Genomic DNA, 26,731 nt, shown 5'->3' on the forward strand with positions numbered 1-26,731 from the left:
CCCCTCTCTTTCTTTTTTTTTGCGAACATAGCCATTCCATAAATAATCTTTACGCTATTAGCTTATGATAACCACAGAAGAAAGCATTACATATAGGGTGAAAAGGAGAAGGTCAAAATGAAAAGAATGTTGCTTCTTTTAGCAGACGGATTTGAAGCTGTTGAAGCGAGTGTGTTTACAGATGTTTTTGGATGGAACAAAATAGAAGGTAACGGTGAGACAGAACTTGTGACAGCAGGGCTAAGGGAAGAATTGAAATGTACGTGGAATTTTCGAGTGAAGCCTGAAATGCTCTTACAAGACGTAAAAGTAGAAGATTTCGATGCCCTTGCTATTTGTGGAGGATTTGAACAAGCAGGGTATTTTATAGATGCATTTTCTAAAGAATTTCAAGATATTATTCAGCAGTTTCATCAGCAGAAAAAAATAATTGGAGCTATTTGCATAGCTGCTTTAGCGCTTGGGAAAAGCGAAATTTTAAAAGGGAAAAAGCCACAACATACAGCTATCCTGGAAGTACGAGAAAGCAGGAGTTACAACAGTTTGGAGCAGAGGTAGTTCAAGCGCCGCTTATTGATAAGGGAAACATTATTACATGCGCAAGTCCATCGGTAGGCTTTGATGTTTCCTTTCTTATGTTAGAAAAGTTAACTTCAAGAAAAAACGTTGAGAAAGTAAGGGGGTTAATGGGTTTCTCATAAACTTATTATGTAAACAATTCTTAAGAAAAAAATAGTAAAAGTGGTAACCTTTCTCTCTCTTTTTCGTATATGATAAGAGAAGGAGGTGGGCCACACTTTGGGTAGATTGCTCTTTTTATTTTTTATTGCCCTGCTTGGCATTATTTTACGTTATATTATTTTGGGGGAATTTGAGTGGGAGCATATTGTAATAGTCTCTTTCTTTCTAGTGGGAGCGTTTTTTCTTTTAATTTTTATAAAGTGGAGAGTCAGCCTTGATGAAGAGTACATACCAGCACAATCAGAAAACAAGCTTTGGACAACCCAAATAGGCGAACGACATTCAAAAGGAAGAAAAATGCTTTATTTCGGTGAAACAAAGCGGGGAGAATACCGCCGTTACTATGCGAAGTGGTGGCATAAAATAATTGTGGACATTCTTGAAGGAGACGGACAGTGGTATATGAACCTAGCTGTAAAATGGGAGGCTGGAGATGAAATCCGATTTATTGACCAAACTGAAAAAGTATGGAAGCTGAATTGGGGCTGGAAAATTATCCAGGATAACAAGGAAATTGGAATGATTAAAACTGATTTTTCACTGAAAAATTCGGCTAAGTTGAAAGAAAAGCTTTGTTTGCACTATAACGGCTCTCTTTATGAATTCTCCTGTTCTAGCATTGGATCAAATATAAAGGTGAAAAAAGGGGGAGAACTGGTAGCAGAAGGCGGGCGATATGAATTTTTGAAGAATCGATACTATTTTGACGTAAAAGAAAAGTTTCAGCATCATGAAAACTTGCTTGTTATGACCTACCTTTTATTTAACTATGTTCATAAGCAGTAAAACAAAGAAGGCTTTTTAAAAGCCTTCTTTTTCAATAAAAACCACCATTTGAGGAAGTGATCCCTCTTAAAGTAGCAGAACTTTTCAATGATATCTATGTTTCAAAATGACAAGAAACGCTAAATTCGCTCCTTTAACACCTTTTTGCGGAGGACCTCAACAGAATGCCTTCTGTGCTTATCATTACAGCTGAGCGAGACTCGCTTACAAAGGAAGCAGAATCTTATATGCAGGAAAATTACAAAAGGCTGACATAGAGGTGACATATAAACAATATAAAGAGCAGTACACGGATTTACACATAGCGGAAGGTTAGAAAAAGCTGAAAGCGCAAGGCACTTCATACGTGATACATTGAAAAAAACAGTTGAAAAATAAAATTTCCTCTTTTATACCCTGACGCTCTATAGTGACCGTCAGTTTTTTTATTTTCTAACATCTTTGTTATAAATACGGGAATGAATAAGGTGTTCACGTATTTGTCGCCTTGTTTGATAGGTTAAAAAAGCAGTTATAGCATAAAATTTATTTTTGAATGGCACGTTTTTCTAAGCAAGATATTAGTTTATAATAGCTAAGCAAAATTAGTAGCAAGAAAGGATCAAGAATTGCAGCATGCCATAATTTCCACCAGCCATAGTGAAAATACCCCCATGGTTCAGGTAACTTTGTTATTACTTCATAGAGAAGAATGAAAATTACCCAAAGGACAATATAAGCTGCTTTTTGAATCAATGTTTTATGAACAGGATACCAATTTAAAAACATAATATTTACAGGAGGAATCAACAGTGTATGAGGAAGAAGCCCTAGCCAGTCAATTTCTTGGTCAAAGTACCAATAACCATGATATTTATATTCAATCATCAAATCAAATAGTTGCTGAAAGGCAATGGTAAACATCCAAATATGTAAAATTTGATGAGCTGTTAACGTTCTATTTGTTTTAAAAGCGATCACGTTAAATACAATAATAGCAACAATCAGTCCAACCATTCTCTTTTCCTTTCAGCAAAATTTTATAAAAAAATCCGTGTTTTCTTAGAATGAACGTTATAGAGGGAAGTTATACAAAATGAGAGGAAAGGTTAGAAAAAGAAAAGAGTTATCTGGAATTTTCCGAATATTTAAATTTAGTTATATTCTCATAAGGAAATATTTAGAAAATGGAAACCTCTTTTTATTTTCTCTATCATTATATAAAGGATATGCTGTTCTCCTGAAAAAAACAATTGTATTTTTAGGGAGAATTTATTATTATAGAATAAGTAATAAAGTATTGCACTTATAAATAATAAGCATGTTCTCAACTATTCCAGTAAATATAAAGATGATTTTGGAAGGCAGCTTTAGTACAAACAGAAAAAGCTTAGCCCTCTTTCATCACGTGGAGACTACAGAGAAAAGAGGAGGAACAAAAGTGGAGAAAGAAGAGCTACAAAGAGGACTGCAGTCGCGTCATATTCAAATGATCGCTCTAGGAGGAACAATCGGTGTTGGGTTGTTTATGGGCTCAACAAGCACAATTCAGTGGACAGGCCCGTCCGTACTCCTTGCATATGCGATTTGCGGTATTTTTATCTTTTTTGTTATGAGAGCAATGGGGGAAATGCTTTACGTTGAACCGAGCACAGGTTCTTTTGCCACATTTGGTCATAAGTATATTCATCCATTAGCAGGATATATGACAGCATGGAGCAACTGGTTTCAGTGGATTATTGTTGGAATGTCTGAAATTATTGCAGTTGGAGCATACATGAAATTTTGGTTTCCAGACTTGCCAGCTTGGATTCCAGGGATCGTAGCTATGGCTATTCTTGGAGCAGCTAATTTAGTGTCTGTTAAATCATTTGGGGAATTTGAATTTTGGTTCGCTATGATTAAAATAGTTACAATTGTCCTTATGATTATTGCTGGAATTGGCCTTATCTTCTTTGGACTTGGAAATGGCGGAGATGCAATCGGAATTTCAAATCTTTGGGAGCATGGCGGCTTTTTTGCTGGAGGTTGGTCTGGATTTTTCTTTGCTCTTTCTCTTGTAATTGCTGCTTATCAAGGAGTAGAACTGATTGGAATTACAGCAGGAGAAGCACAAAATCCACAGAAAACATTGAGAAGTGCTATTCAAAGTATTATCTGGCGTATTTTAATCTTCTACATTGGAGCTATTTTTGTTATTGTAACGGTGTATCCTTGGAACGAGCTTAACTCATTAGGCAGTCCATTTGTGTCTACATTTGCAAAAGTGGGTATTACAGCAGCGGCAGGGATCATTAACTTCGTAGTCATCACAGCAGCAATGTCAGGATGTAACAGCGGAATTTTCAGTGCAGGACGCATGCTCTATACATTAGGTCTAAATGGACAAGCACCAAAGTTTTTTACAAAAGTTTCTCGCAATGGTGTTCCACTATATGGTACGATAGCTGTGCTTATCGGCTTAGCAATTGGCGTTGTGTTAAATTACGTTGCACCTCCTAAAATCTTTGTGTACGTATATAGTGCAAGTGTTCTTCCAGGTATGGTACCTTGGTTTGTGATTTTAATTAGTCAAATCCGTTTTAGAAAGGCTAAAGGAAAAGAGATGAAGAAACATCCATTCAAAATGCCTTTTGCTCCTTTCACAAACTACTTAACAATCGCCTTTTTATTAATGGTTCTTGTTGGAATGTGGTTTAACGATGAAACGAGAGTATCGCTAGTTGTCGGGATTGTTTTTCTTGTTATTGTAACGATTAGTTATTATGCATTTGGAATTCATAAACGTTCCACATTAGCTAACGAAAACGAGCAGCATAAAGCAGGATAAAAAAAGCGTGTGAAATATCTATTTCACACGCTTTTTTTAGGTTGTTTTCTTTGTTGTTGTTTTGCGTAATGATCCGATAATAATCCTATTTAGCAATGATTTTACCGCCATACTAAGGAAACTATAATACCAAGTCCATTTCCTGCTCCATCTAATCAGCTTTGTATATTTTTCAGCCCACGTTTCGACTAGGACAATGACACTGATAAAACATAGTGTTTTACAAATCGTTATTATTACTCCGTCCTTCTTTGTTGTTTCGTTGATAAGGATGGACGTTACAGGGTATAAGAGAAAATCAAACAGGACGTGAATTTTGAAATCCCGTTTTAGCAGTCTAACGGGATATTTGATTAATTTTCTATTAACAACAAACCTGTCGATAATTCCATTTGTAAAGCCATTCAGCAAGAAAGTTAGCAAAAAGTTTTTCATTCCCATTCTTTTTAATAAAAAAGGGCATAGTAGCAATGTGAAGAAGAACAAAAATTTCAAAAAGCCTTTCTCAAATGCTTTGCTCATGTTTTCAACCACCTTTTGCGATCCTTGATAATAAGGAAATGCCGTTATGATAATAAGATACTTAGCTTCTGTCGCTTATTGTGGATGAGAACTAGGCGTATTATACAGAGAAAAGAACAATAGAAAAAACCGTCTGCCTTTTAAAAACAGACGGTTTCTTCGTTATGCTTGAACACGGCTTTGCCCTTTACTTTCAACAACATAAATTGAAAATCCTATTAGAAACGCTACCGCAACGAAAATAGCGCCAATCCACGGAAGAGAGGTAAGCCCCATATGAGTAATAACAACGCCTCCAAGAAAAGCTCCAAATGCATTTCCTAAGTTTGCTGCAGAATGGTTAGATGTTGAAGCAAGAGCAGGGGCTTCGTGTGCAAGGTTCATAATCTTAACTTGAACACCAGGCATAACAGCGAACGCTGCTGCTCCCCAAAAGAACATTGTAATAACTGCTGCCACAGGGCTTTTTACTGTAACAGTGAATACTAAAAGAAGGATACAAATGGCCGCAAATATTCCGAAGATAGAGGGCATAAGCTTCCAATCTGCCAGTTTTCCTCCTACAATGTTTCCTAACGTAACGCCACAGCCGTACAGCACAAGAATCCATGTTACGCTATGTTCATGAAAGCCAGTGACGTCTACAAGCAACGGCGTAATGTAAGTGAAAACAGTAAATAAACTTCCACATCCTAATGCACTAAGCAGAAGGAAAAGAAGAAGCTTTGGCTGCTTAAATGCGCCAAACTGTTTTGTTAAGTTTGAAGACGCTTCTTGACGAAGTTTTGGAATGAAAATAATGATGCCAATAAAAGCAATCAGCCCCATTATTGTAATTGCTCCAAATGAAGCTCTCCATCCTAAATGTTGCCCAATGAAGGTGCCAACAGGCACGCCGACAATATTAGCAATCGTTAAGCCTGCCATCATTGTAGCAACAGCACTTGCACGTTTGTGTGCTTGAACAAGCTTTGAAGCAATAACAGCTCCAACACCAAAAAATGTACCATGACATAATGCAGTTAAAAGTCTAGCGCCCATTAATAATTCATAATTTGGGGCAATAATAGCAAAGGCATTTCCAAGAATAAATAAAAACATAAGTAAGCAAAGCAGCATTTTTTGAGGAACCCTGTGTGTGAAAATCGTTAGGATAGGGGCCCCAATGGCAACGCCTAACGCATAGCCTGTAATAAGCTGTCCTGCTTTTGAAATACTAACGTGAAGGTCTTCCGCAACGTTTGGAAGGATGCCCATAATAACGAACTCTGTCATTCCAATGGCAAAAGCACCTAACGTTAGGGAAAGAAGAGCAATTGGAAAAGGCTCTTTTTTTCCGCTAAGCTTTTGAGCTTGTGAAGAATTCATAACCTATTCAGCCTTTCTTTATAAAATGGAATAAAATATATCTAAAATGCAGTCCAGTTATTTATCATACTGAATTCATAGGAATTATACAAGGGAAGAAATTAAAATAACCATTAAGTTTAATAGAATAAGAGCAAAAATATGTAATGTAAAGCACACAGAAGAGAGCTATAAATATAAAAGCCCTAACTTAAGAAGAAAGGATAGATCTCGCTAAGTCAGGTTCCACTTTAGGGGGTATTTTCCATAAATACCCTTATTTGTGATAAAATAGGATCGTGGATGAAGGGGGATGAGGGGATGTCACTTTACAAAACTTTGTTTCAACTTTCCATCTGTATGATGGTTATTTTTGGAGGGACGTTCTTTTTAAAGTATATAAAAACAGGAGAAGTGTTTGTAAATCAATTCTCTGGATTTTTTATAGGCCTTGTTCTGTTTTTTTACCGCTTTTTTGGAAGGTTGATCATAAGAAAAGAACGTGAGGAGCGTCTAGGTTTAGACGCTCTTTTTGTATGAAAACTTAACAGACTTGATACGGTGAACGTATCAGGCCAGATTGTAAACATTGAAATGAAATATAAAAGATGTAAAAAGAATGAAGAACAAACGAACCTTCTTTACTTTTTGATTAACTTTACAATAGAAGAGTAAGGGATTCTAGTTTTGGGTATTAACAATCATAAACAAGTCGTATATTTATCATTTTTTCTGAAAAACTAGTTGCAAAGAGAAAAGAATAAGCTTATGCTATATGTATAAATAGTAATTCAATAAATACAAATTACTCAAGTGAAGAAAATGAGAAAAAAGGGGAATTCGTGTGGCGAAATACAAGACAGAAAAAGAGATGTTAGATCATTATCGTTCATCAGACTATATTACGCCTGATGGCTATACGTCAGACATCGCCATTTTCACCATCCAGTCATATAAGAAAGAGGAAAAAGCACCACCAGTTATGAAGCTTTCTCTTATGCTTATTAAACGAGCTGAAAAAGACAAAGAAGGAAATCCGAATGTCGAAGGAGGAAAATGGGCAATTCCAGGAGGATTTGTTGATGCGAATCATAAGGAAACAGCTTCTGAAGCAGCAAAAAGAGAACTCAAAGAAGAAACAAACATAGACGGTCTTCATATTGAGCATTTTGGCGTGTATGATCGCATTGGGCGAGATCCGCGGGGATGGATGATTTCAAATGCTTTTTATGCTGTTGTACCTGAAGAACTTGTAGAACAGCGAAAAGCAAGTGACGATGCAGCAGAAGTAGAACTCTTCACAATGGAAGAAGTATTCAAGCTTGATCTTGCTTTTGATCATCGACAAATCATTGAAGATGCTCTTTCTTTTATAAAAAAAGATATGATTCAAACGACGCTTGCTAAAAATTTTCTACCGAGTGAATTTTCATTATCTGAACTACAACGTGTTCTATTAACCGTCGGAGAAGATCCTCGTATTTCAACAGATTCTGTTTTTTTTACAAAGGCACCAAAACTTCCGTTTATTGAGAAAGTATTGGATGAAAAAGGTCAGCCGAAAAAAACAAAGCGCAATTCATTTCGACCGTCACAGCTTTACCGTTTCAATAATATTGAAGTCGTTCAGTCTGTTTATCATTAGGGAAGAGTTTCTTTCCTAATCAAATTTTAATTTTACTAATTTGTAATTTTGTAATTACCAATTACAATTAATGGAGAGTGAAGAAGATGAAAAAAGCGCCTTTTGAACACATTGTTGAGATAGAAAAAATCGGAAAGAAGAATGAAAAAAAACTTGGTGATGTATTAACACTGTCTTCAAAAGAGAAACTACCAATAGAAGAAAAACGGAAAAAAGTTTTATTTATTGGAATCGACTATCAATACGACTTTATGGAAGATGGAGCACTTCCTGTTCTCGGTTCGCACAGAGATGTGGAAAACGTAACACGTTTTATTTATGAAAACTTAGAAAAGATTACAAATATCTCTGTTTCGCTTGATACACATGAACCTTCTCAAATCTTTCATGAATGTTGGTGGGAAAATGAGCAAGGGGAACACCCGCAACCATTTACAATCATCACAGCGGAAGATGTGTTAACAAATAAATGGAAACCTCTTTATGAAAGAGAGAAAAGTTTAAAATATGTTCAAAACTTAGAGAATTATGGCAAAAAACAGCTTTGTATTTGGAGCTACCATTGTATAAAAGGAACAGAAGGAGCTTCCTTAGAGGGCCAGTTTGCAAACATGATTCATTATCATAGCTCAGTGCATAAAACACCGATTGAGAAAATTGTAAAAGGAGAAAATCCTCTAAGTGAAATGTACGGCATTATTAAGTCTGAACATGCTGAAACAGATGATACAAATTATAGCTTTCTTAATCGTTTAAAAGAGTATGACAGAATTATTATTGCAGGAGAAGCAAAGTCTCACTGTGTGTTGGAATCTATTAAGCAAATTACACACTATTATCAAAACGATGATAACTTAACTTCAAATATAATCGTCCTGCAAGACTGCATGTCCTCTATTCAGGGTTTTGAGGAAGAAACAGAAAAAGAATATGCGCATCTTGCGAAAACGTATGGTATTAAATTAATGAATTGGAAAGATGTTCGACTATAAAAAATGTGGAGGAATAACAATGAGCGGAAAATATAGTGATGATAGCATTATGCTTCACCTGGATCTTTATCAAATTAACATGGCTGAAACGTATTGGAGAGACGGAATCCACAATCGTAAAGCAATATTTGAACTTTATTTCCGTAAGAGCCCTTTTGGTAATGCATATGCCGTTTATGCAGGGCTTGAACGTGTTTTACAATTTATAGAGAGCTTTGGTTTTTCAGAAAGTGATATTGAATATTTACGAAGCGAAGGATATGGAGAAGATTATCTTACTTTCCTAAGCGAGATGAAATTTACAGGAAGCATTCGGTCAATGAAAGAGGGGGAGCTTGTTTTTCCAAATGAGCCGCTTTTGCGAGTTGAAGCGCCTCTTGCTCAAGCACAGCTTGTTGAGACACAGCTCTTAAATATTGTGAACTATCAAACCCTTATTGCAACAAAAGCTTCAAGAATTAAGCAAGTTATTGGCGATGATGTTGCAATGGAGTTTGGAACACGCCGCGCGCATGAGATGGATGCAGCGGTATGGGGAACGCGAGCTGCCTATATTGGTGGATTTTCAGCAACAAGTAATGTAAGAGCGGGAAAAATGTTTGACTTACCAATCGCAGGTACGCACGCACATGCAATGGTTCAAGCTTATCGAGATGAATATACAGCATTTCGAAAGTATGCAGATACACATAAAGAGTGCGTATTTTTAGTTGATACGTACGATACACTTCGCTCAGGAGTTCCGAACGCTATTCGTGTTGCAAAAGAGTATGGAGATAAAATTAATTTTATTGGCATTCGCCTTGATAGCGGGGATCTTGCATATCTTTCTAAAAAAGCCCGTAAAATGCTTGATGAAGCAGGGTTCCATGATGCGAAAATTGTAGCTTCAAATGACTTAGATGAATATACCATTATGAATTTAAAAGCTCAAGGAGCTAAAATTGATGTATGGGGCATTGGGACGAAACTGATTACAGCTTACGATCAAGCTGCACTTGGAGGGGTATACAAGCTTGTTTCTATTGAAGATGAAGATGGAGAAATGATGGATACAATTAAGATTTCAGCAAACCCAGAAAAAGTGACAACACCAGGAAAGAAGCGAGTATATCGAATTATTAATAATGAAAATCAACACTCTGAAGGAGATTATATTGCGCTTGAACATGAAAATCCCGAAGCGGAAGAAAAGTTAAAAATGTTTCACCCTGTGCATACGTACATTAGCAAGTTTGTAACAAATTTTACGGCAAAAGAGCTTCATGAAGAAGTTGTAACAGCTGGGAAAATAACATGCACCCGTCCTAAATTGCCTGAAGTTCAAGCGTTTGCACGTGATAATATGAGCCTGCTATGGGACGAATATAAACGAACACTTAATCCTGAAGAATATCCTGTTGACTTAAGTCAAGAGTGCTGGGATCATAAAATGCGTTGTTTTAATGAAATGAAAGAAAAAGTTAAAAAGAACAACTTGTAAAGAAAAGAGGAGATTAGTTTGGCTGATCTTCTCTTTTCTTACATTTTTAAAACAAAGTAAACAAGTTGGAATAGTGGTTTTAAGGGGAAATGACCGATTTTTTCAACTTTTACAAGATAAATCGTTCGTACTCTCTTGTATTTCTCCTCCTTTTTGTACTATTATAATAGAAATCTATTATGAATTTTGAAGAAAATCAAAAGATAACTTTAAAACCGACTTGACTTATAGGAATAGTGAAATTATGATTAAAGTAATTACTTCTCTCTTTGAAAGGTGAATAGAGAGAATTTTTGAAAAAGTCATGATACATATGATGGCGAAAAATTAAGCTTATATTTTTGTGAGGTGGATAGTGTTGCAACTTCAGGTAATAAACAGTCCGTTTAATGAGGAGCAGGTAGAGCTTCTAAATCGTCTTCTACCGACATTAACAGAAACCCAAAAAGTATGGTTAAGCGGTTATCTAGCTTCAAGTGCCGTAAACAGCGGTGCAGTAGCTACACCAGTAGCTACACCTGCTGCACCAGCGCCAACTATTTCAAAAGAAGTAACCGTTCTTTACGGTTCGCAAACTGGTAATGCCCAAGGCTTAGCAGAGCAGGCGGGAAAAACGCTTGAAGGAAAAGGGTTTAAAGTAACTGTTTCATCTATGAGTGATTTTAAACCAAACAGTTTGAAAAAACTAAAAAATCTTCTTATTGTAGCGAGTACGCATGGTGAGGGAGACCCACCAGATAATGCCTTATCGTTCCACGAATTTTTACATGGAAGACGCGCTCCAAAGCTTGAAGATCTTCGTTTCTCTGTTCTTTCTTTAGGGGACAGTTCATATGAGCAGTTCTGTCAAACAGGAAAAGAATTTGACGCTCGTCTTGAAGAACTTGGCGGCACGCGTATTCATACACGTGTTGACTGTGATCTTGACTACGATGAGCCTGCTGAAGAGTGGCTGAATGGAGTTATTGAAGGGCTAAATGAAGGGCAAGAACAAAATGTAGGATTAGCACAAAGTGCGGCAACAGCAGAAGCCATTGTAGAATCTCCATATTCAAGAAAAAACCCGTTCAAAGCGGAAGTGCTTGAATCTATTAATCTAAATGGCCGTGGTTCAAATAAGGAAACGCGTCATTTAGAATTATCGCTTGAAGATTCAGGTTTAACGTACAAACCAGGTGATAGTCTTGGAATTTATCCAGAGAACGATCCAAAGCTTGTTGACCTTCTTATCGAAGAGTTAAATTGGGATCCGGAAGAAATTGTAACAACAAATAAACAAGGAGACGTTCGTCCTTTAAAAGAAGCTTTAATTTCTCACTTTGAAATTACTGTTCTTACAAAACCGCTTCTTGAGCAAGCTCTAAAACTTTCAGGAAATGATGATCTTGCAGAGCTATTAGCAGCAGGAAACGAAGAAAAGGTAAAAGAGTATATCGATGGACGCGACCTACTGGATCTTGTCCGTGACTTTGGTCCATGGCCTGTTTCTGCAAATGATTTTGTTGCTATTCTTCGTAAAATGCCTGCTCGTCTCTATTCGATTTCAAGCAGTTTAGAAGCGAATCCAGACGAAGTTCATTTAACAATTGGAGCTGTTCGTTACAATACCCATGGTCGTGACCGTAATGGTGTATGTTCAATTTTATGCGCAGAGCGCTTAGAACCAGGCGATACACTGCCAATTTATATTCAAAGTAACCAAAACTTTAAGCTTCCTGAAAATCCAGATACACCAATTATTATGGTTGGACCTGGAACAGGTGTAGCTCCTTTCCGCTCTTTTATGCAAGAGCGTGAAGAAATAGGAGCAGACGGAAAATCATGGATGTTCTTTGGGAATCAGCATTTTGTAACAGACTTTTTATATCAAACAGAATGGCAAAAATGGCTCAAAGATGGCGTGTTAACGAAGATGGATGTTGCTTTTTCTCGTGACACAGAAGAGAAGGTATATGTTCAACATCGAATGAAAGAACAAGGCAAAGAGCTATTCGAATGGCTTGAAGCTGGAGCTTCATTCTACGTTTGTGGAGATGAGAAACATATGGCACACGATGTTCATGAAACACTCATCGATATTATTGAAAAAGAAGGAAATATGTCTCGTCAAAATGCAGAAGAGTATGTAGCAAATATGCAGCAACAAAAACGTTATCAACGCGACGTATATTGAGTTCCGATTGAAAGGAGTAATTCAACATGGGGAAAGTGAACCAACTATTAAAAGCACCAGAAGGACCACCTAGTGATGTAGAAGAAATTAAAGAACGAAGCGACTATTTGCGTGGTACACTAAAGGAATCTATGCTAGATCGCATCAGTTCTGGAATTTCAGACGACGATAACCGTCTAATGAAATTCCACGGAAGCTATTTACAAGATGACCGAGATCTTCGTAATGAGCGACAAAAACAAAAACTGGAACCAGCTTATCAATTCATGCTTCGTGTTCGTACACCAGGTGGGGTTTCAACACCAGAACAGTGGCTTGTGATGGATGAACTATCTGAAAAATATGGAAATGGAACGCTTAAACTTTCAACACGTCAAGCTTTCCAAATGCACGGTATTTTAAAATGGAACATGAAACCAACTATTCAAAAAATTCATGCTTCCCTTTTAGATACAATTGCAGCCTGTGGTGACGTTAACCGTAACGTTATGGCGAATCCTAATCCATATCAATCTGAAGTTCATGCAGAGGTTTATGAATGGTCGAAGAAATTAAGCGACTATTTGCTTCCTCGCACGAGAGCATATCATGAGATTTGGTTAGACGAAGAAAAAGTGGCTGGAACACCTGAAGGAGAAGAAGTAGAACCAATGTATGGTGCTCTTTACTTACCTCGTAAGTTCAAAATCGGTATCACTGTTCCACCTTCAAACGATATTGACGTATTTTCTCAAGACCTTGGTTTTATTGCTATTGTTGAGGATGGCGAGCTAATTGGTTTTAACGTTGCAATTGGGGGCGGAATGGGGATGACCCATGGTGATAAAGAAACGTACCCTCAGCTTGCTAAAGTGATTGGTTTCTGTACACCAGATCAGGTGCTTGATGTAGCAGAAAAAGTGATTACAATTCAGCGTGACTACGGAAACCGCTCAGTTCGTAAAAATGCTCGTTTTAAATATACAGTTGATCGTCTAGGACTTGAAACTGTAACAGAAGAGCTTTATGATCGTCTTGGTTTCAGACTTCAAGAAGCAAAACCATATTATTTTGAACATAATGGTGATCGCTATGGTTGGACACAAGGGATCAATGGAAATTGGCACTATACGCTTTTTGTAGAAGGAGGCCGCGTTGGCGACTTTGAAGACTACAAGATGAAAACAGGTTTGCGTGAAATTGCAAAAATTCATACTGGTGATTTTCGTTTAACAGGAAATCAAAACTTAGTGATTGCTAATATCACAGAAGAAATTAAAGATGAAGTAACAGCACTTATGAATCAATATGGTCTTACAGATGGTTCACATCATACAGCACTTCGCCGCAATTCACTAGCATGTGCAGCTCTTCCAACATGTGGTCTAGCGATGGCTGAAGCTGAGCGTTATTTACCGAAACTTATCGATAAAATTGAAGAAATTGTAGATGAGAACGGTCTTCGCAATGAAGAAATCAACGTGCGGATGACAGGCTGTCCGAACAGCTGTGCGCGCCCAACGCTCGGAGAGATTGCTTTTATCGGAAAAGCGCCAGGCAAGTACAATATGTATCTTGGTGCAGCTTTTGACGGAAGTCGCTTGAGCAAAATGTACCGTGAAAACATTGGAGAAACTGAAATCTTAGAAGAGTTGAAAGTACTTCTTAGTCGCTATGCGAAAGAGCGTGAAGAAGGAGAACACTTCGGTGACTTTGTTGTACGTGTTGGAGTCATAAAAGCTGTAACAGACGGAACAAACTTTCATGATTGATAAAAAAGGCTGCTAATTGGCAGCCTTTTTTTCTTCTCAATCGGTCTTTTATCATTATACTTTGGTGAGCGAGGGGAAGAAAACATGACATGGCAAATGTTCTAATAACAGGATTAGCAAATCTCCGCTGCCAAAAAAGTGGAGGACGTGCTTCATCTACAGCTTGTGGAGCATAATGGAGCATTTCAGACTGATAAGCTTTAAGAGCTAAGCTGATCTGATCACGGTTTGCTAAATTTTGAGCTAAGTTTACTGCATCAATGATCGCTGTACTTGCGCCAACACCTCCTGTAGGAGGCATTGGGTGAATCGCATCACCAATAACAGTTACTTTCGAATTTCGCCAAGGTTCAAGTGCTGCTGGAAAGTAAAAATGAAAAAAAGCGATATTTTGAGCAGGGGAGAGAGAAACTAGTTTTTGGTAACAGCTATCCCATTTCGAAATAAGAGAAAGTGCTTCGTTTTGAAGTTCTTGTGAAGAGAGTTTGTTATGAAAAAAAGATGAAGGCGCCCCAACAGACCAAACAATATATGGAGATTCGTTTTGTGCTAGCTCGTTTCCTGTAGATTTCAACTGGTTGTGAACAGTCAGAAACATTCCAATTCCTTTTGGTCCTATCGCAAAGGCTGGCCCATGAAATAGGTCATTAGGGAGGAGTTTTTTCACTTCAGCTGTTAAAGGAATTTTCCCTGCAATAGCAGCTGTATTAGCGCTTTTGGCACTTTTTTTACCAAGAAGCTGGTTGGCAACGGCTGAATGAACCCCATCTGCTCCAACTAATACATCAACTTCAACACTTTCTTTTCATAGTGTGAGAATGCTGTGTTCCAGCGTACAATATGCTTTAAATTTGAAGCTAGAATTGTTCTAAGCGGCACTCTACCAATCATAAGTACTTCTTCCTCTTCAACAGGAAAAGAGAGCTTTGTGTTGCCGTGATGATCCAAGAGAGAAAACTTTGTGAATGACTCTTTGCCTGTGCCGCTAGATAGCAGTGCCTCCATAAGTTTGTGAGGGAGAACTTTACGGAGTGCGTTCAGCGCGTCTCTATGAAGGTGCAAACGGTATCCACCGGTTTGTGTAGGCTTTTGATCACGTTCAAATATAATAACATTAATATTTGCTTCGCGAAGAGCTTGAGCAAGCGTAAGGCCTCCAATGCCACCTCCGATAATGCCTACAAGCATATAAGTCTCCTCCATCCCCAATACATCTTTTTTAGTATTTTATGATTCAATTTTCTTAATAGACGAAAAAAAGTCTTAAAAAAGAACGGTTAGTATACCGTTCTTTCATCCCAAAATTCATCCGTAAGAAATATAAATCGTTGTTATAATAAGAAAAAGGCCAACTAAGAACATAAAAATGGCATAGCCTTTTCTTTTGTTTTGTAGCTCGATAAAACCTGAAATAAAAATCAAGATACATAAAGAAACTTGCATAATAGAAAGGGAAGTAGAATTGTTAAAAAAAAGAGTGTAAAGAGCAGAACAGATAACAATAATCGCGACCATAAAACGTAGTATCTTCACTGGTGACCTCCATCATATGTATGTAATCTCATCATATCAAATCTCCGAGCTTTATAAAAGAAAACGCAACAGTGAGTCAATAAAAGCGCTTTATACTTAATGAAAAAAGCTATACAGAAATGTGAAATAAGATGAAAAATATGTCCTCTACAATGTATGTTTTAGCGTGTGAGGAAAACGATAATAAAAAGTGCTTTGTTATAAAGTATCGCTAAAATATAAGAAAATAAAATTTGAAATATGGAGGAATCACAATGTCGCAACATCCTTCTATCTCTTCTTCTGAAATTGGAGTCTTATGGATTACATATCAACAAAAAACAATGGTCGTCCGAATGTTAGAATATTTTATTGAAAAAGCTGAAGATGATGAAGCAAAAAAGATTATGAAAAATCTTTATGAAGAAATTAACCCATATATATAGAAAATACAAGAGATATTTCAAGAAGAAGAAATTTCCGTTCCGATAGGTTTCACAGCTGAAGATGTGCATAAAGAAGCACCTAAGCTATATGACAACGGATTTGATATTATGTTTGTTCGGTTAATTAAAGAAATTAGTATGGCTATGCATACTTTGAACTTAACAATGTCATATCGAAAAGATTTAAGAGAAATATTTCGTGAATTATCAATCGTTACCCAAAAATATTTTGATTTCTGTACAGAGTATTTAATTGAGAGAGGGCTCATTCCGAAGTCACCTTTTGTTGACCCTGTAAAATCTGTCGAATTTGTTAAGGATGTGAGTTATTTAGGTGTCCTGAACCCTATCAAAGGAAAAAGATCATTAAACACTGTAGAAATGGCTCATATCTATCATGCTATTGAATCAAATATGATGGGAATGCAAATGATTTTTGGATTTGCTCAGTGTGCTGAAAACAAAGAGATTGGAAAGTTTTTTTCTGAAGGAGGAGAACTTGCTAAAAATATGATTAAAGAGTTAGGAAACTTCTTTTTAGAGGATAACATCCCTGTTCCAGGAATAGCGGGAGGGAACGTCACAACATCTACAATTCCTCCTTTTTCAGATAAAATGATGCTTTATTGTGTAAGTCTTTTTTGCAGCTTTTCGCTAGGAGGAAATTCGCTTGGCACGGCTTTTAGTATGAGAAATGATTTACCTAGAAAATTGTCTGTTTTTATGAAAGATATTTTTCAATATGCCCATGAAGGAGCAAAAATTATGATCAAACATGGATGGATGGAAGAACCGCCTCAAATTATGAAGAAATAACAGTAACAAACCTTGTGTTTTAAAAAGTACAAGGTTTGTTACTGTTAAAGTCTATCAGGTGGACGAGTCTTGAAATACATGTTTACTTTCCGACCTAGGGTAAGAAACAAAGACGGAATATTTTTCGCGGTCGTCCACGTCCTGGAGGCTGTTCTTCTCCACAAGGCTCTGCCAAATTGGCTTCTGCAAGTTTTGTTAAAATGCGATTTGCACTTCTGAGAGAAATATTAAATCCTTCTGCTACTGTATGTGCTGTTACATAAGGTTCCTTTGTTTGTTCAATTAAGGATAAAAGTTTTGAAACCGTCATCGCACTTAAGTGAGCTTTCTGCGCGATTTTACTTAGTTCCTCTTCCTTTAAAATGGTAGTAAAAGATAAAGGAATATAGTTATCTCCTTGCAATGGTCCTTTCATTTTTCCATCTGCAAACATAACATAGGCACATGATTTCCCTTTTACTAACGCAAATTTTAAAGCTTTAGCAGCAGAATACTCAGCTGTTGAGGTTTCATCCCCCAATCCAATACCAGCGAATATTTGAGTACTTGTCTCTTCTGTAAGTTTTTGAAGAAGAGGGAAACTGTGAAAATGGTTGGTGAATGCTTCTGCAACAGCTTTTGTTGTATAAACAGTTGCTTTGTTTTGATCAGAAAAAGCAAGTGAAGCACCATACTGCTCGCAAAAATCCACGATGATACTTTCAAATTTAAGCTTTTGGCGGTAGATAACATATCGATTTTGTGGCCTGCGTTCAGATTCTATCCATTCAATATAAATAGCTGTTATTTGTTGCTTTTGTCGTATAAGATTTTCAGATGTTACAACTAAAAGTTCTATAGCCGTTTTAATAGACGAATAGGTAGGCATAACGCGCTTTACCGGTATGCCACGTTTGACAAGTTCCTCTGCAACACTTGTTAAACAAGTAATGGCATACTTACTTTTCCCTTGCTTGTAAAATTCCTCATGAAGGGTTGCCCACTGATTTGTTGTATATGTGGCTAGACCATTAATAAACACCCAATCTTTTAAATCAATTTCTCGTAATAAATGATGTCCTTCATCTTGGTGAAGAACGTCAATTGTAAATGGAGTGAAAGACGAAATAGAACCTTTCTCTTCTATTGCAAGTTCGTATAGTGTCTTATACAGGGCAGACTCATCATATTTAATAAAGATTGTTGGTACGTTTTTTTGATTGCGCTCTAGCTTTTTTTGTTCAAGATAAATATTATGAGCCATTTGTCCAGCAAAGAGAAGTAAGTCACATTGATGAAGATCCTCATAATTTAAGGTTCTTGTATCTTCAACTTGTTGAATGAAGAAAAAATGATATTCAAGATTATTTAATTGATAAGTGTTTAGCTCCTTTACTATTTGATCGATTAAATCTTTTGGTCCAATGATGCCTATGTGTAACGCTAACATAAGGAACATTTCTCCTCTCGAAAAAGCAAATAATAATTTATTCGAATATGTTAAATTTTCTGACAAATTATTTACAAACTAAGTTAAGACCTGCTATTATAATTTTAACAGATAATTTAAGACTATTAAACAAACATGTCTTAAATTATAAAAGATAGGAGGTACTATACTTGTTGTCTATTAAACAAACAGACGAAAAAGTGAGAATGTTAGCATTAGATGTATATAAAGATGCCGTTATGCTAAGAGAGAAATTTCACCAACATCCAGAACTTGGATTTGAGGAATATAAAACAAGTCAGGTTATTGAAGAATATTTGCGGAATCTGGGATTAGATGTTGAAGCAGGGATTGCTCAAACAGGTGTTATTGGTACTTTACAAGGAGGAAAGGAAGGACCTATTGTAGCTTTTCGAGCTGATATGGATGCTTTGCCAATTCAAGAAAGAACAAACATACCATTTGCTTCTCAAATTCCGAACGTAATGCATGCATGTGGTCATGACATGCACATGTCGATGCTTTTAGCAGCAGCCAAAGCTCTTTCTGAACATAGAGAGGAGATTTATGGAACAATTAAATTTATTTTTCAGCCTGCGGAGGAAATGAAGGGAGGGGGAAAGAGAATAGTCGAAGCAGGAGCCTTAGAAACTCCTGATGTAGACTATGCTTTCGGTTTCCACGTCTGGCCTGAACTTCCTATTGGTACATACGGGTTTAGAGATGGAACTTTAATGGCAAGTATGGATACGTTCGAAGTTACGCTAAAAGGCAAGCAAGGCCATGGAGCTGCTCCACATCAAGGTGTGGATGCTCTTATCGGAGCAGCACACGTTGTGACAGCATTACAGTCTATTGTAAGCCGTGAAGTTAATCCCTTAGACTCTGTTGTCATTATAATCGGTAAAATTGAAGCAGGTGCTGGGTATAATATTATTCCTGATCAAGCCGTTTTCAAAGGGACAGTTCGTACTATTAATTCTCAGACAAGACTAGAAGTAGAAAAAAGCATAGAACGAATTGTCAAAGGAATAAGTGCATCGTTAAGAATGAAAGCAGATGTTCATTATGAACGGAGCTATCCTATTACCAAAAATACTCCTCACATTAATAAATATATTAGTCTATTAGCTCAAGGTCTTTACGGAGAAAAATCAGTTCATTGGCTTGAACATCCAAGTATGGCAAGTGAGGATTTTGCATTTTATTTAGAGAAAGTTCCGGGTGCATTTGTATTCTTAGGTGTTAAAGATGAAGAATTAGGAGCTGAAAAACTACATAGTGAATATTTTCTTCCAAAACATGAAGCAATGATTGCGGGAATCTCTTTGTTTATTTCATTAGGTTTAAATCCTTTATCACTAGAAATGCTTAATAATAGAGAGGAGAGAGAGTATGGAAAAGAGGATTGAAAGACGAGGGCATTTTATTGATGGACAGGAAGAAGAAATGAAAGATGAATATTTTATAAGCTATAATCCTGCAACAGGAGAGGAAATTGCCTTTGTATCTCAAGGGGACAAAGAGGATGTAACTCGTGCTGTTCGATCAGCGCAAAGAGCGTACGAAAAGACATGGAAAAAAATGGACCCAAGTGAACGCGGTAAAATTTTAAAAAGAATAGCACACCGAATTCGTCAAGAAAGCGAATCTTTTGGGCTTACAGATACAAGGGATGCTGGAAGACCTATTACCCATACAACAAATGGAGATGTAGAAGCTGTAGCACGATTGTTTGATTTTTATTCTGCTCTTCCTGAATATGCTCGAGGCTCTACTATTCCGACTCCATCAAATCTTTTAAATTATACGAAAAGAGAACCATATGGAGTCGTTGGAGCCATTGTCCCGTGGAACTATCCTATGATTAATGTAGCAACAAAAGTTGCCCCTGTTATTGCTTGCGGGAACACTATCGTGTTGAAATCGGCAGAACAAGCTCCATTAGCAGCGCTTTTACTTGCAAGAATAGCAGTTGAAGAAGGTCTACCAAATGGTGTATTTAATGTTATAAATGGAGAAGCTGAAGCAGGAAAAGCACTTGTTAATCATCGGGATGTACACAAGATTACGTTTACAGGCTCTTCAAAAGTTGGACAACATATTTTAAACAATAGTAATGGAATCAAATCTTTTACATTAGAGCTTGGAGGAAAGACGGCTAATCTTGTTTTTGAAGATGCTAATCTTGATGAAGCTGTAGAAGGAACTATGTTTACTATTTTTAATAATCAAGGACAAACATGTACTGCTGGAACAAGGTTGCTTGTTCATGAGGATATAGCAGAAGCATTCCTAGAAAAATTAATCTCTAAAGTCGGAAAATTAAGAATTGGAGATCCTTTGAATCCTACTACACAGATTGGAGCTGTAATCTCAGCGAAACAGCTAGAACGTATTCGGCACTATATTGAAGTTGGAAAGAATGAAGGAGCAACGCTTTTGATAGGTGGAAAACAAATGGAAGTAGAAGGATTGGAGAAAGGTCTATTTATGGAGCCGACCATTTTAACGAACGTTAGTTCGGATATGAGAATTGCAAACGAAGAAATTTTTGGACCTGTTTTGTCTGTTCTTACATTTAAGAACGAAGAAGAAGCGGTGCGAATAGCAAATGGGACTGATTTTGGCTTAGCGACAACATTATGGACAAGAGATTTAGGAAAAGCTCATCGATTGGCCGAAAAGTTTGAATCTGGGATTGTATGGGTCAACACTGTTCATACTTTAACTCCTGGCTCAGCGTATGGTGGCTATAAAAATAGTGGAGTTGGGGTTGAAGAAGGTATAGAAGCAATGGAACAGTACATGAAATTAAAATCAATTTGGATTAATTATGGTCCTTATAAAGGACCATTTCAAGAAAACTAGAAAGAAAGGGAGTTTTATAGATGAATAGAGGGGATTTTAGCAAAGGATTTGAAGCACGTGAAGAGGTGTTAGGTCGCGAAAATGTAGAAGCTTTCATTAAGCACACTAATGATTTTAACAAACCATTTCATGAGCTAGCAATGAACTATTGTTGGGGAGAAATTTGGAACAGACCTGGATTATCTAAAAAAACAAGAAGCCTTCTTAATATTGGCATTTTAACAGCGCTCAACTACCAAAATGAGCTTCGTATTCATTTAAAAGGGGCATTGCGAAACGGGTGTACAAAAGAAGAAATTCAGGAAGTTCTTTTGCAATGTACCATCTATTGTGGTGTTCCAGCAGCTGGATCGAGCTTTGAAACAGCCATGAACTTATTTCATGAGCTTGAAGAAGAAATGGGGAAATAGTGATACTAGAGAAGGAGGAACGGAAATGAAAACAGTAGGAATTATTGGGTGTGGGGCAATGGGAAAAGGAATTGTGAAGAACTTTTTAAAAAACGGATATAAAGTATATGTTTACGATCTTAATGAACAAGCTTTAAAAAGAATAGCAGAAAAAGGGGCAATCATAGCCCATTCTCCTAAGGAAGTAGCCATGAACGTTAATATTGTCATTACGTCTCTTCCTACACCTTCTATTGTAAAAGAAACGCTTATAGGCAAAAACGGTATTTTTACTTATCTTGAAAAAGAAAGCATTGTCATAGATATGAGTACGGTTGATTCAGAAACAGCTGAAGGACTTGGGCAGAAGGCGGAAGAAAAGAACATTCTTTTCTTTGATTGTCCTGTAAGTGGAGGGCCGAGTGGAGCAAATGATGGTACGCTCACGATTATGGTAGGGGGGAAAAGAGACAGCTTTCCCAAACTGGATCCTATCTTAAAAGTAGTAGGGGAACATATTTTCTATTTAGGGAAAAACGGTGCTGGACAAGCAGTGAAACTTTGTCACAACATGATTGTAGCTTCTACAATTGTCAGTCTAGGGGAAGCATTTACGGTTGCTTCAAGGGCTGGATTAGAACTAGAACAGTTAGCTGAAGTGATGAGAAAGGGCTCGGCGACACGTGTTTTAGATGTATTTGGAGAAAATATTCTAAAGGGAGAATATGATAATGTTTTATTTAGCTTAGAACATATGCTTAAAGATGTCTCTCTTTATGGTGAAACTGCTAAAACCATGAAAGTTCCTTCTTTTATTGGATCAGTTGTACAAGGGCTTTTTGAAATAGCAGAGGAGAAAGGAAAAGGAAAACTAGATACTTCGGCTGTGTGTGAAGTTATTGGAGAATTGGCTGGAGCGGAAATAGGAACGAGCAACTCAACTCTTTCAGTTACAGAAAAATAATATATTATTTAAAATGATTTTTATTTGTAAAGGAGAGATGAAATGAAAAAGTTTCTGAACTTCAAAATTCAACTTTTTGTCCTTATACTCGTTTGTATTGCAGAGTTTATTGGAACAAAGAGCTTTACAATCGGCTATGGAGCCATTGCTCTCTTTCCGATGCTTTATGCCCTTATTATGGGAGCAGTTATTAGCTTTCCTTCTTTAAAAATCTTAACTACAAAACAAATGAATGTAGCTGCTAATATATTGGGAATTGCCTTTATGCTGTTTGTGGTAAAGCTTGGCACGATGATGGGACCTTCCTTACCACAGCTTATGGAGGCCGGGTTGTCGTTAACATTACAAGAGTTAGGACATTTTCTTGGCACGATTGTGTTCGGTTTGCCAATTGCTTTATGGCTAGGTATGAAACGAGAAGCTGTTGGCTCTACTTTTTCTATTGATAGAGAACCTAACTTAGCTATTATCGCAGAGAAATACGGAGCTGATTCCCCTGAAGGAAGAGGAGCGTTAGGTGTATATATTTGCGGTACTTTATTTGGAGCTGTATATTTATCTGTTTTAGCCAGCTTTCTTGCTAGTACTGGTTTCTTTCATCCAATTTCACTTGCTATGGGAGCCGGCGTTGGATCAGGAAGTATGATGGCTGCCATGGTTGGAGCATTGTCCGTTATCTTTCCAAATTCAGCAAATGATATTGCTGTTTTTGCTGGAGCTGCTAATCTTATTACAACAATTGTTGGTACATATATTTGTATATTCTTCTCACTGCCTTTTACAAACTTTTTATACAAATATTTAGAACCCGTACTAGGTCGACGTTCTAAAAAAGATAAAACAATGAACGTATAGGAATGGGGAGGGGAAGTATATGATGGAGAAAGTGTATACATTTATTATAATAGGAGTTATTGCTATTATCGGAAACTGGATTGGTTACGAAATCTCACCAATTGAAGCCCTGCCAGGAATGATGATTCTTGTAGGGATTACGATTTTAGGATTTATTATAGATAAAATTATCCCGTTGAAAATCCCTATTGTTATATGGGTTTCTCTTCTTGCATTGTTTGTCTCTTCACCAATTTGTCCAGGGACTGATTTTATTGTAGAGCAAACAGAGAAAATTAATTTTATGGCTATTGCTACTCCAATTCTTGCTTATGCTGGTTTATCATTTGGAAAAGATTTGAAAGAGTTTAGAAAATTAAGCTGGCGAATTGTTGTTATTTCAATTGTTGTGTATACAGGTACATTTGTACTTTCAAGTCTTATTGCAGAGTTTGGATTTCGTTTAACAGGGAAGTTTCATTGATGGAATAAAAATAGTTCAAGTCTGTTGGCTTGAACTATTTTTATTCCATCAATTTGTTATCGTTTTGTAATCGGAAATTTACAGAAATTATAGAGGGTAATACTTTATAATAACTTATAAAATAAACTTCAATTTTCTAGTGGTAAATAATATCTAAAAGGTTATGTAATAACTATCATTCACTTGGTTTTTTCTTTTATTCCTTTACTAATAGGGGTATATATACGTTAAATAAATACCTTTCTTATCAAATATGAATAAGCTATATCTCGTTTTTCTATATACTCCCCTCTTTAGACCTGTGAGAATGTATTCATTTCCATAAAATATGCCAGAAAGGATTTATTGTATTCGGAATTACGATAAAATAAAGAAGTAGATAAAAATGAACGGGAATAGAGAAACGGAAAATAAGTGACTAAAAGTAAAAGCATAGAAAAGGAAAATGCTTTTATAGGCTGTACTTTCAGAGGAGTTGATGAGGCATGATAAAGCATGAAGAGTTGCTTTCGCATATAGAAAAACACGTTGGAGAAATTGATGGATCGCTTGGAGAAATCGTCCCTGGAAGCGATGTCACAGTGAATCTACATATTATTAAACCAACTGAAAAAAGAGAATGTACAACTCTTGTTACAACAGGAATGAGCGATTTACCAATGAAAGGAGAAAGAGTAGATGATGAGCTTCAGTTTGCTGAACTTATGATCTGTCTTCCTTCTACATGGCCGATTACAAAGGAGGAGCTTGTAAAACCAGAGAACTATTGGCCACTTGGATTCTTGCGACAAACTGCTCACTTGCCACACCTTTTCGAAGGGTGGATTGATGAAGGAGTGATCATTCCAAATGAGGAACCACCTATTCCTTTTGCACGTAACACAGAGCTTTCAAGCTTGCTTGTAATGCGACCAGAAAAGGAAGGGCTTCGTGTTTTTGAAAAGAACGGAAAAATGGTGAATTTTTATCAGCTTGTTCCTCTTTATGAAGATGAAAGAAAGCTAGCGATGAAAAAAGGTTCTCAAACTTTAATTCATAAATTAAAAAAGCACGTAGATACTCCTCATGTATTAGATATTGAGAGGAAAAATACGGCAAAACCATTTTGGAAGATAGGTTAGGAGCATAAAATAGAGGCTAATTTAGAAAGAAAATATTGATAATTTAAAGAAATTATAAAAATTTCACAACAGTTATTGAAAATCACTGAACAATTTGGTAAAGTAAAATCATTCAAAAGGCTGTATGTGACTGGCGAAACGCGGATTACCGTGAGGGAGCATACAGTGTCGTAGCCGTTCGCCTGGGCAGAGGTAAGGGAGTTTATTTCCCTTGCCTCTTTCTATTATAGGAGGCTGATAAAGGCAGTTGCTACTATATAAAAACTCTATTATGATAAAGTTACAGATTGTAAAAAGATGAAATAGCCATATTATTTTTAATTTTTATTTTATTAAGAATTCGTAAATAACTATTACGAAAAAAGAGGAGCCAATACAATGACCACAACGATCTTAGAAACAGTAAAAACGATTAAAACTTTAAATGCAATTGCTCAAACAGGCCTAAATGTATTCAATCAACCAAATTTCAAAATTGATAATGAAAGTGAAAATCCAGATGCATATGTTCTTCGCAGCTTTAACATGCATGAGATGGAACTTGGAAACAATGTAAAAGCAATTGCGCGCGCTGGAGCTGGTGTAAACAACATCCCAGTTGATAAATGTACGGAAAACGGTATTGTTGTTTTCAATACGCCTGGAGCAAATGCTAACGCAGTTAAAGAACTTGTTCTAACTTCTTTAATGGCTTCATCTCGTAATCTATTTGATGGAATTAGATGGACGAGAACGTTAGAAGAAGAAGGTGAAAAGATTCCAAAGCTTGTTGAAGCAGGCAAGAAGCAGTTTGTTGGGAAAGAAGCGAAAGGAAAAACATTAGGGATTATTGGTTTAGGTGCTATTGGAGCACTTGTAGCAAATGATGCTCTTGATTTAGATATGGATGTTATTGGCTTCGATCCATTTATCTCTGTTAACACAGCATGGAACTTATCTCGTAACGTACAGCGTGCAATGACAATTGAAGAGCTTTTTGCAAACTCTGATTATATTACAGTTCATGTTCCGCTTACAGATAAGACAAAAGGTATGTTTAATAAAGAAACGTTTAGCATTATGAAAGAAGGCGTTCATATTCTAAACTTCTCACGCGGTGAGCTAGTAAATGAAGATGATATGAGATTAGCTCTTGAAAGTGGAACAGTTGGAAAATATATTACGGACTTCCCGAATGAAAATGTGTTAAAAATGAACAACGTTATTCCGATTCCACATCTTGGTGCTTCAACAAAAGAATCAGAAGAAAACTGCGCAAGAATGGCAGCACATCAAGTGAAAGACTTTCTTGAAACAGGAAATATTAAAAACTCAGTAAACTTCCCAAATGCTTACATTCCTTACACAGGAAAAAATCGTGTTACAGCATTCCATAAAAACGTACCAAACATGGTCGGTCAGATTACGAATGCTATTTCTAGCTATAATTTAAACATTGCCGACATGGTGAACCGTAGCAGAGGCGACTATGCGTACACAATGATCGATATTGAAGGTGATGTGAGCGATGAGATTATTCCAGGTCTTGAAGCGAAAATTAGAGAAATTGGTGGCATTGTAACAACACGTATTATCTAATCCACATTTATTAAAACCCTTCCGTTCTTTCATAGAAC

General features: G+C 36.7%; 23 protein-coding genes, 3 pseudogenes and 1 riboswitch. Of the genes and pseudogenes, 19 read left to right on the forward strand and 7 right to left on the reverse strand.

The annotated features are described in order from the left end of the window. Positions 1–117 precede the first annotated feature (117 nt). Both MOC86_RS15235 and MOC86_RS15240 read left to right on the forward strand, forming a co-directional pair. A pseudogene (locus MOC86_RS15235) lies at positions 118–701 on the forward strand (DJ-1/PfpI family protein). Positions 702–798: 97 nt separating this feature from the next. Next, a complete protein-coding gene (locus tag MOC86_RS15240) occupies positions 799–1,527 on the forward strand; it encodes a hypothetical protein (RefSeq protein ID WP_268584917.1) in 729 nt (242 codons plus the stop codon). 525 nt (positions 1,528–2,052) lie between these two features. Here the strand turns inward: MOC86_RS15240 and MOC86_RS15245 are convergent. Continuing rightward, a complete protein-coding gene (locus MOC86_RS15245; RefSeq protein WP_268584918.1) occupies positions 2,053–2,523 on the reverse strand; it encodes a hypothetical protein in 471 nt (156 codons plus the stop codon). Between the two features lie 472 nt (positions 2,524–2,995). Between MOC86_RS15245 and MOC86_RS15250 the strand changes: the two genes are divergently transcribed. Beyond that, positions 2,996–4,336 carry an amino acid permease gene (locus tag MOC86_RS15250; protein WP_419146649.1) on the forward strand — a complete coding sequence of 447 codons (1,341 nt, stop codon included), beginning with the start codon at positions 2,996–2,998 and terminating at the stop codon, positions 4,334–4,336. A 36-nt stretch (positions 4,337–4,372) separates the two neighbouring features. On the opposite strand, the gene MOC86_RS15255 is transcribed toward MOC86_RS15250, so the two are convergent. Together MOC86_RS15255 and MOC86_RS15260 are read right to left on the reverse strand one after the other, a co-directional pair. Further along, a complete protein-coding gene (locus MOC86_RS15255; RefSeq protein ID WP_268584920.1) occupies positions 4,373–4,858 on the reverse strand; it encodes a CBO0543 family protein in 486 nt (161 codons plus the stop codon). A gap of 162 nt (positions 4,859–5,020) precedes the next feature. After that, positions 5,021–6,226, reverse strand: a complete 1,206-nt coding sequence (locus MOC86_RS15260) for an MFS transporter (RefSeq protein WP_243510368.1) — start codon at positions 6,224–6,226, stop codon at positions 5,021–5,023. 300 nt (positions 6,227–6,526) lie between these two features. Between MOC86_RS15260 and MOC86_RS15265 the strand changes: the two genes are divergently transcribed. The 6 genes from MOC86_RS15265 to cysI all read left to right on the forward strand — a co-directional run bounded on the left by MOC86_RS15265 (position 6,527) and on the right by cysI (position 14,249). Continuing rightward, on the forward strand, positions 6,527–6,745 hold the full coding sequence (locus MOC86_RS15265; protein ID WP_268584921.1) for a hypothetical protein: 219 nt from the start codon (positions 6,527–6,529) through the stop codon (positions 6,743–6,745). A 304-nt stretch (positions 6,746–7,049) separates the two neighbouring features. Continuing rightward, the gene (locus MOC86_RS15270) at positions 7,050–7,850 is read left to right on the forward strand and encodes an NUDIX domain-containing protein (protein ID WP_268584922.1); all 801 of its coding nucleotides are present in this window, start codon (positions 7,050–7,052) and stop codon (positions 7,848–7,850) included. Between the two features lie 86 nt (positions 7,851–7,936). After that, positions 7,937–8,842: a hypothetical protein gene (locus MOC86_RS15275; RefSeq protein WP_268584923.1), complete on the forward strand. Its 906-nt coding sequence runs from the start codon at positions 7,937–7,939 to the stop codon at positions 8,840–8,842. Between the two features lie 19 nt (positions 8,843–8,861). Next, positions 8,862–10,325 carry a nicotinate phosphoribosyltransferase gene (locus MOC86_RS15280; protein WP_268584924.1) on the forward strand — a complete coding sequence of 488 codons (1,464 nt, stop codon included), beginning with the start codon at positions 8,862–8,864 and terminating at the stop codon, positions 10,323–10,325. A 358-nt stretch (positions 10,326–10,683) separates the two neighbouring features. After that, positions 10,684–12,498 (forward strand): assimilatory sulfite reductase (NADPH) flavoprotein subunit, encoded by a 1,815-nt coding sequence (locus MOC86_RS15285; protein ID WP_268584925.1) that lies wholly within the window; start codon positions 10,684–10,686, stop codon positions 12,496–12,498. A 26-nt stretch (positions 12,499–12,524) separates the two neighbouring features. Continuing rightward, on the forward strand, positions 12,525–14,249 hold the full coding sequence (gene cysI, locus MOC86_RS15290) for an assimilatory sulfite reductase (NADPH) hemoprotein subunit (RefSeq protein ID WP_268584926.1): 1,725 nt from the start codon (positions 12,525–12,527) through the stop codon (positions 14,247–14,249). Here cysI and MOC86_RS15295 read toward each other — a convergent pair. From MOC86_RS15295 to MOC86_RS15305, 3 genes and pseudogenes are all read right to left on the reverse strand, one after another. Next, positions 14,209–14,988: pseudogene (locus MOC86_RS15295) on the reverse strand (FAD-dependent oxidoreductase); the annotation flags it as partial. The gene cysI and the pseudogene MOC86_RS15295 sit on opposite strands and share 41 nt — an antisense overlap. A 38-nt stretch (positions 14,989–15,026) precedes the next feature. Then, positions 15,027–15,437 (reverse strand): NAD(P)-binding protein, encoded by a 411-nt coding sequence (locus MOC86_RS15300; RefSeq protein WP_268584927.1) that lies wholly within the window; start codon positions 15,435–15,437, stop codon positions 15,027–15,029. Between the two features lie 117 nt (positions 15,438–15,554). Further along, entirely contained in the window at positions 15,555–15,782 is a 228-nt protein-coding gene (locus MOC86_RS15305; RefSeq protein ID WP_268584928.1) for a DUF3953 domain-containing protein, read from the reverse strand. 254 nt (positions 15,783–16,036) lie between these two features. Here MOC86_RS15305 and MOC86_RS27375 point away from each other — a divergent pair. Together MOC86_RS27375 and MOC86_RS27380 are read left to right on the forward strand one after the other, a co-directional pair. Beyond that, positions 16,037–16,489: pseudogene (locus MOC86_RS27375) on the forward strand (DUF3231 family protein); the annotation flags it as partial. Positions 16,490–16,528: 39 nt separating this feature from the next. After that, complete coding sequence (locus tag MOC86_RS27380; protein WP_326847733.1) at positions 16,529–17,023, forward strand: DUF3231 family protein; 495 nt, start codon at positions 16,529–16,531, stop codon at positions 17,021–17,023. Positions 17,024–17,117: 94 nt separating this feature from the next. Here MOC86_RS27380 and MOC86_RS15315 read toward each other — a convergent pair whose 3' ends face one another. Beyond that, positions 17,118–18,452, reverse strand: a complete 1,335-nt coding sequence (locus tag MOC86_RS15315; protein ID WP_268584929.1) for a hypothetical protein — start codon at positions 18,450–18,452, stop codon at positions 17,118–17,120. 173 nt (positions 18,453–18,625) lie between these two features. On the opposite strand from MOC86_RS15315, the gene MOC86_RS15320 reads away from it, so the two are divergent. From MOC86_RS15320 to MOC86_RS15355, 8 genes are all read left to right on the forward strand, one after another. Continuing rightward, positions 18,626–19,864, forward strand: coding sequence for a M20 metallopeptidase family protein (locus MOC86_RS15320; RefSeq protein WP_268584930.1), 1,239 nt, complete (start codon positions 18,626–18,628; stop codon positions 19,862–19,864). Beyond that, entirely contained in the window at positions 19,848–21,323 is a 1,476-nt protein-coding gene (locus MOC86_RS15325; RefSeq protein WP_268584931.1) for an aldehyde dehydrogenase family protein, read from the forward strand. The genes MOC86_RS15320 and MOC86_RS15325 overlap by 17 nt, the downstream gene beginning before the upstream one ends. 20 nt (positions 21,324–21,343) lie before the next feature. Continuing rightward, positions 21,344–21,733 (forward strand): carboxymuconolactone decarboxylase family protein, encoded by a 390-nt coding sequence (locus tag MOC86_RS15330; RefSeq protein ID WP_268584932.1) that lies wholly within the window; start codon positions 21,344–21,346, stop codon positions 21,731–21,733. 25 nt (positions 21,734–21,758) lie between these two features. Continuing rightward, entirely contained in the window at positions 21,759–22,676 is a 918-nt protein-coding gene (locus MOC86_RS15335) for an NAD(P)-dependent oxidoreductase (RefSeq protein ID WP_268584933.1), read from the forward strand. 42 nt (positions 22,677–22,718) lie between these two features. Continuing rightward, positions 22,719–23,531, forward strand: coding sequence for a DUF3100 domain-containing protein (locus tag MOC86_RS15340; RefSeq protein ID WP_268584934.1), 813 nt, complete (start codon positions 22,719–22,721; stop codon positions 23,529–23,531). Positions 23,532–23,553: 22 nt separating this feature from the next. After that, positions 23,554–23,994 (forward strand): hypothetical protein, encoded by a 441-nt coding sequence (locus MOC86_RS15345; protein ID WP_268584935.1) that lies wholly within the window; start codon positions 23,554–23,556, stop codon positions 23,992–23,994. 485 nt (positions 23,995–24,479) lie between these two features. Next, positions 24,480–25,115 (forward strand): suppressor of fused domain protein, encoded by a 636-nt coding sequence (locus MOC86_RS15350; protein WP_268584936.1) that lies wholly within the window; start codon positions 24,480–24,482, stop codon positions 25,113–25,115. Positions 25,116–25,231: 116 nt separating this feature from the next. Beyond that, positions 25,232–25,310: riboswitch (ZMP/ZTP riboswitch) on the forward strand. Between the two features lie 183 nt (positions 25,311–25,493). After that, complete coding sequence (locus tag MOC86_RS15355; RefSeq protein ID WP_268584937.1) at positions 25,494–26,693, forward strand: phosphoglycerate dehydrogenase; 1,200 nt, start codon at positions 25,494–25,496, stop codon at positions 26,691–26,693. Positions 26,694–26,731: the final 38 nt, after the last annotated feature.

The organism is Priestia endophytica (genome assembly GCF_026790145.1).
In the GTDB taxonomy this organism is placed as follows: domain Bacteria; phylum Bacillota; class Bacilli; order Bacillales; family Bacillaceae_H; genus Bacillus_I; species Bacillus_I endophytica_A.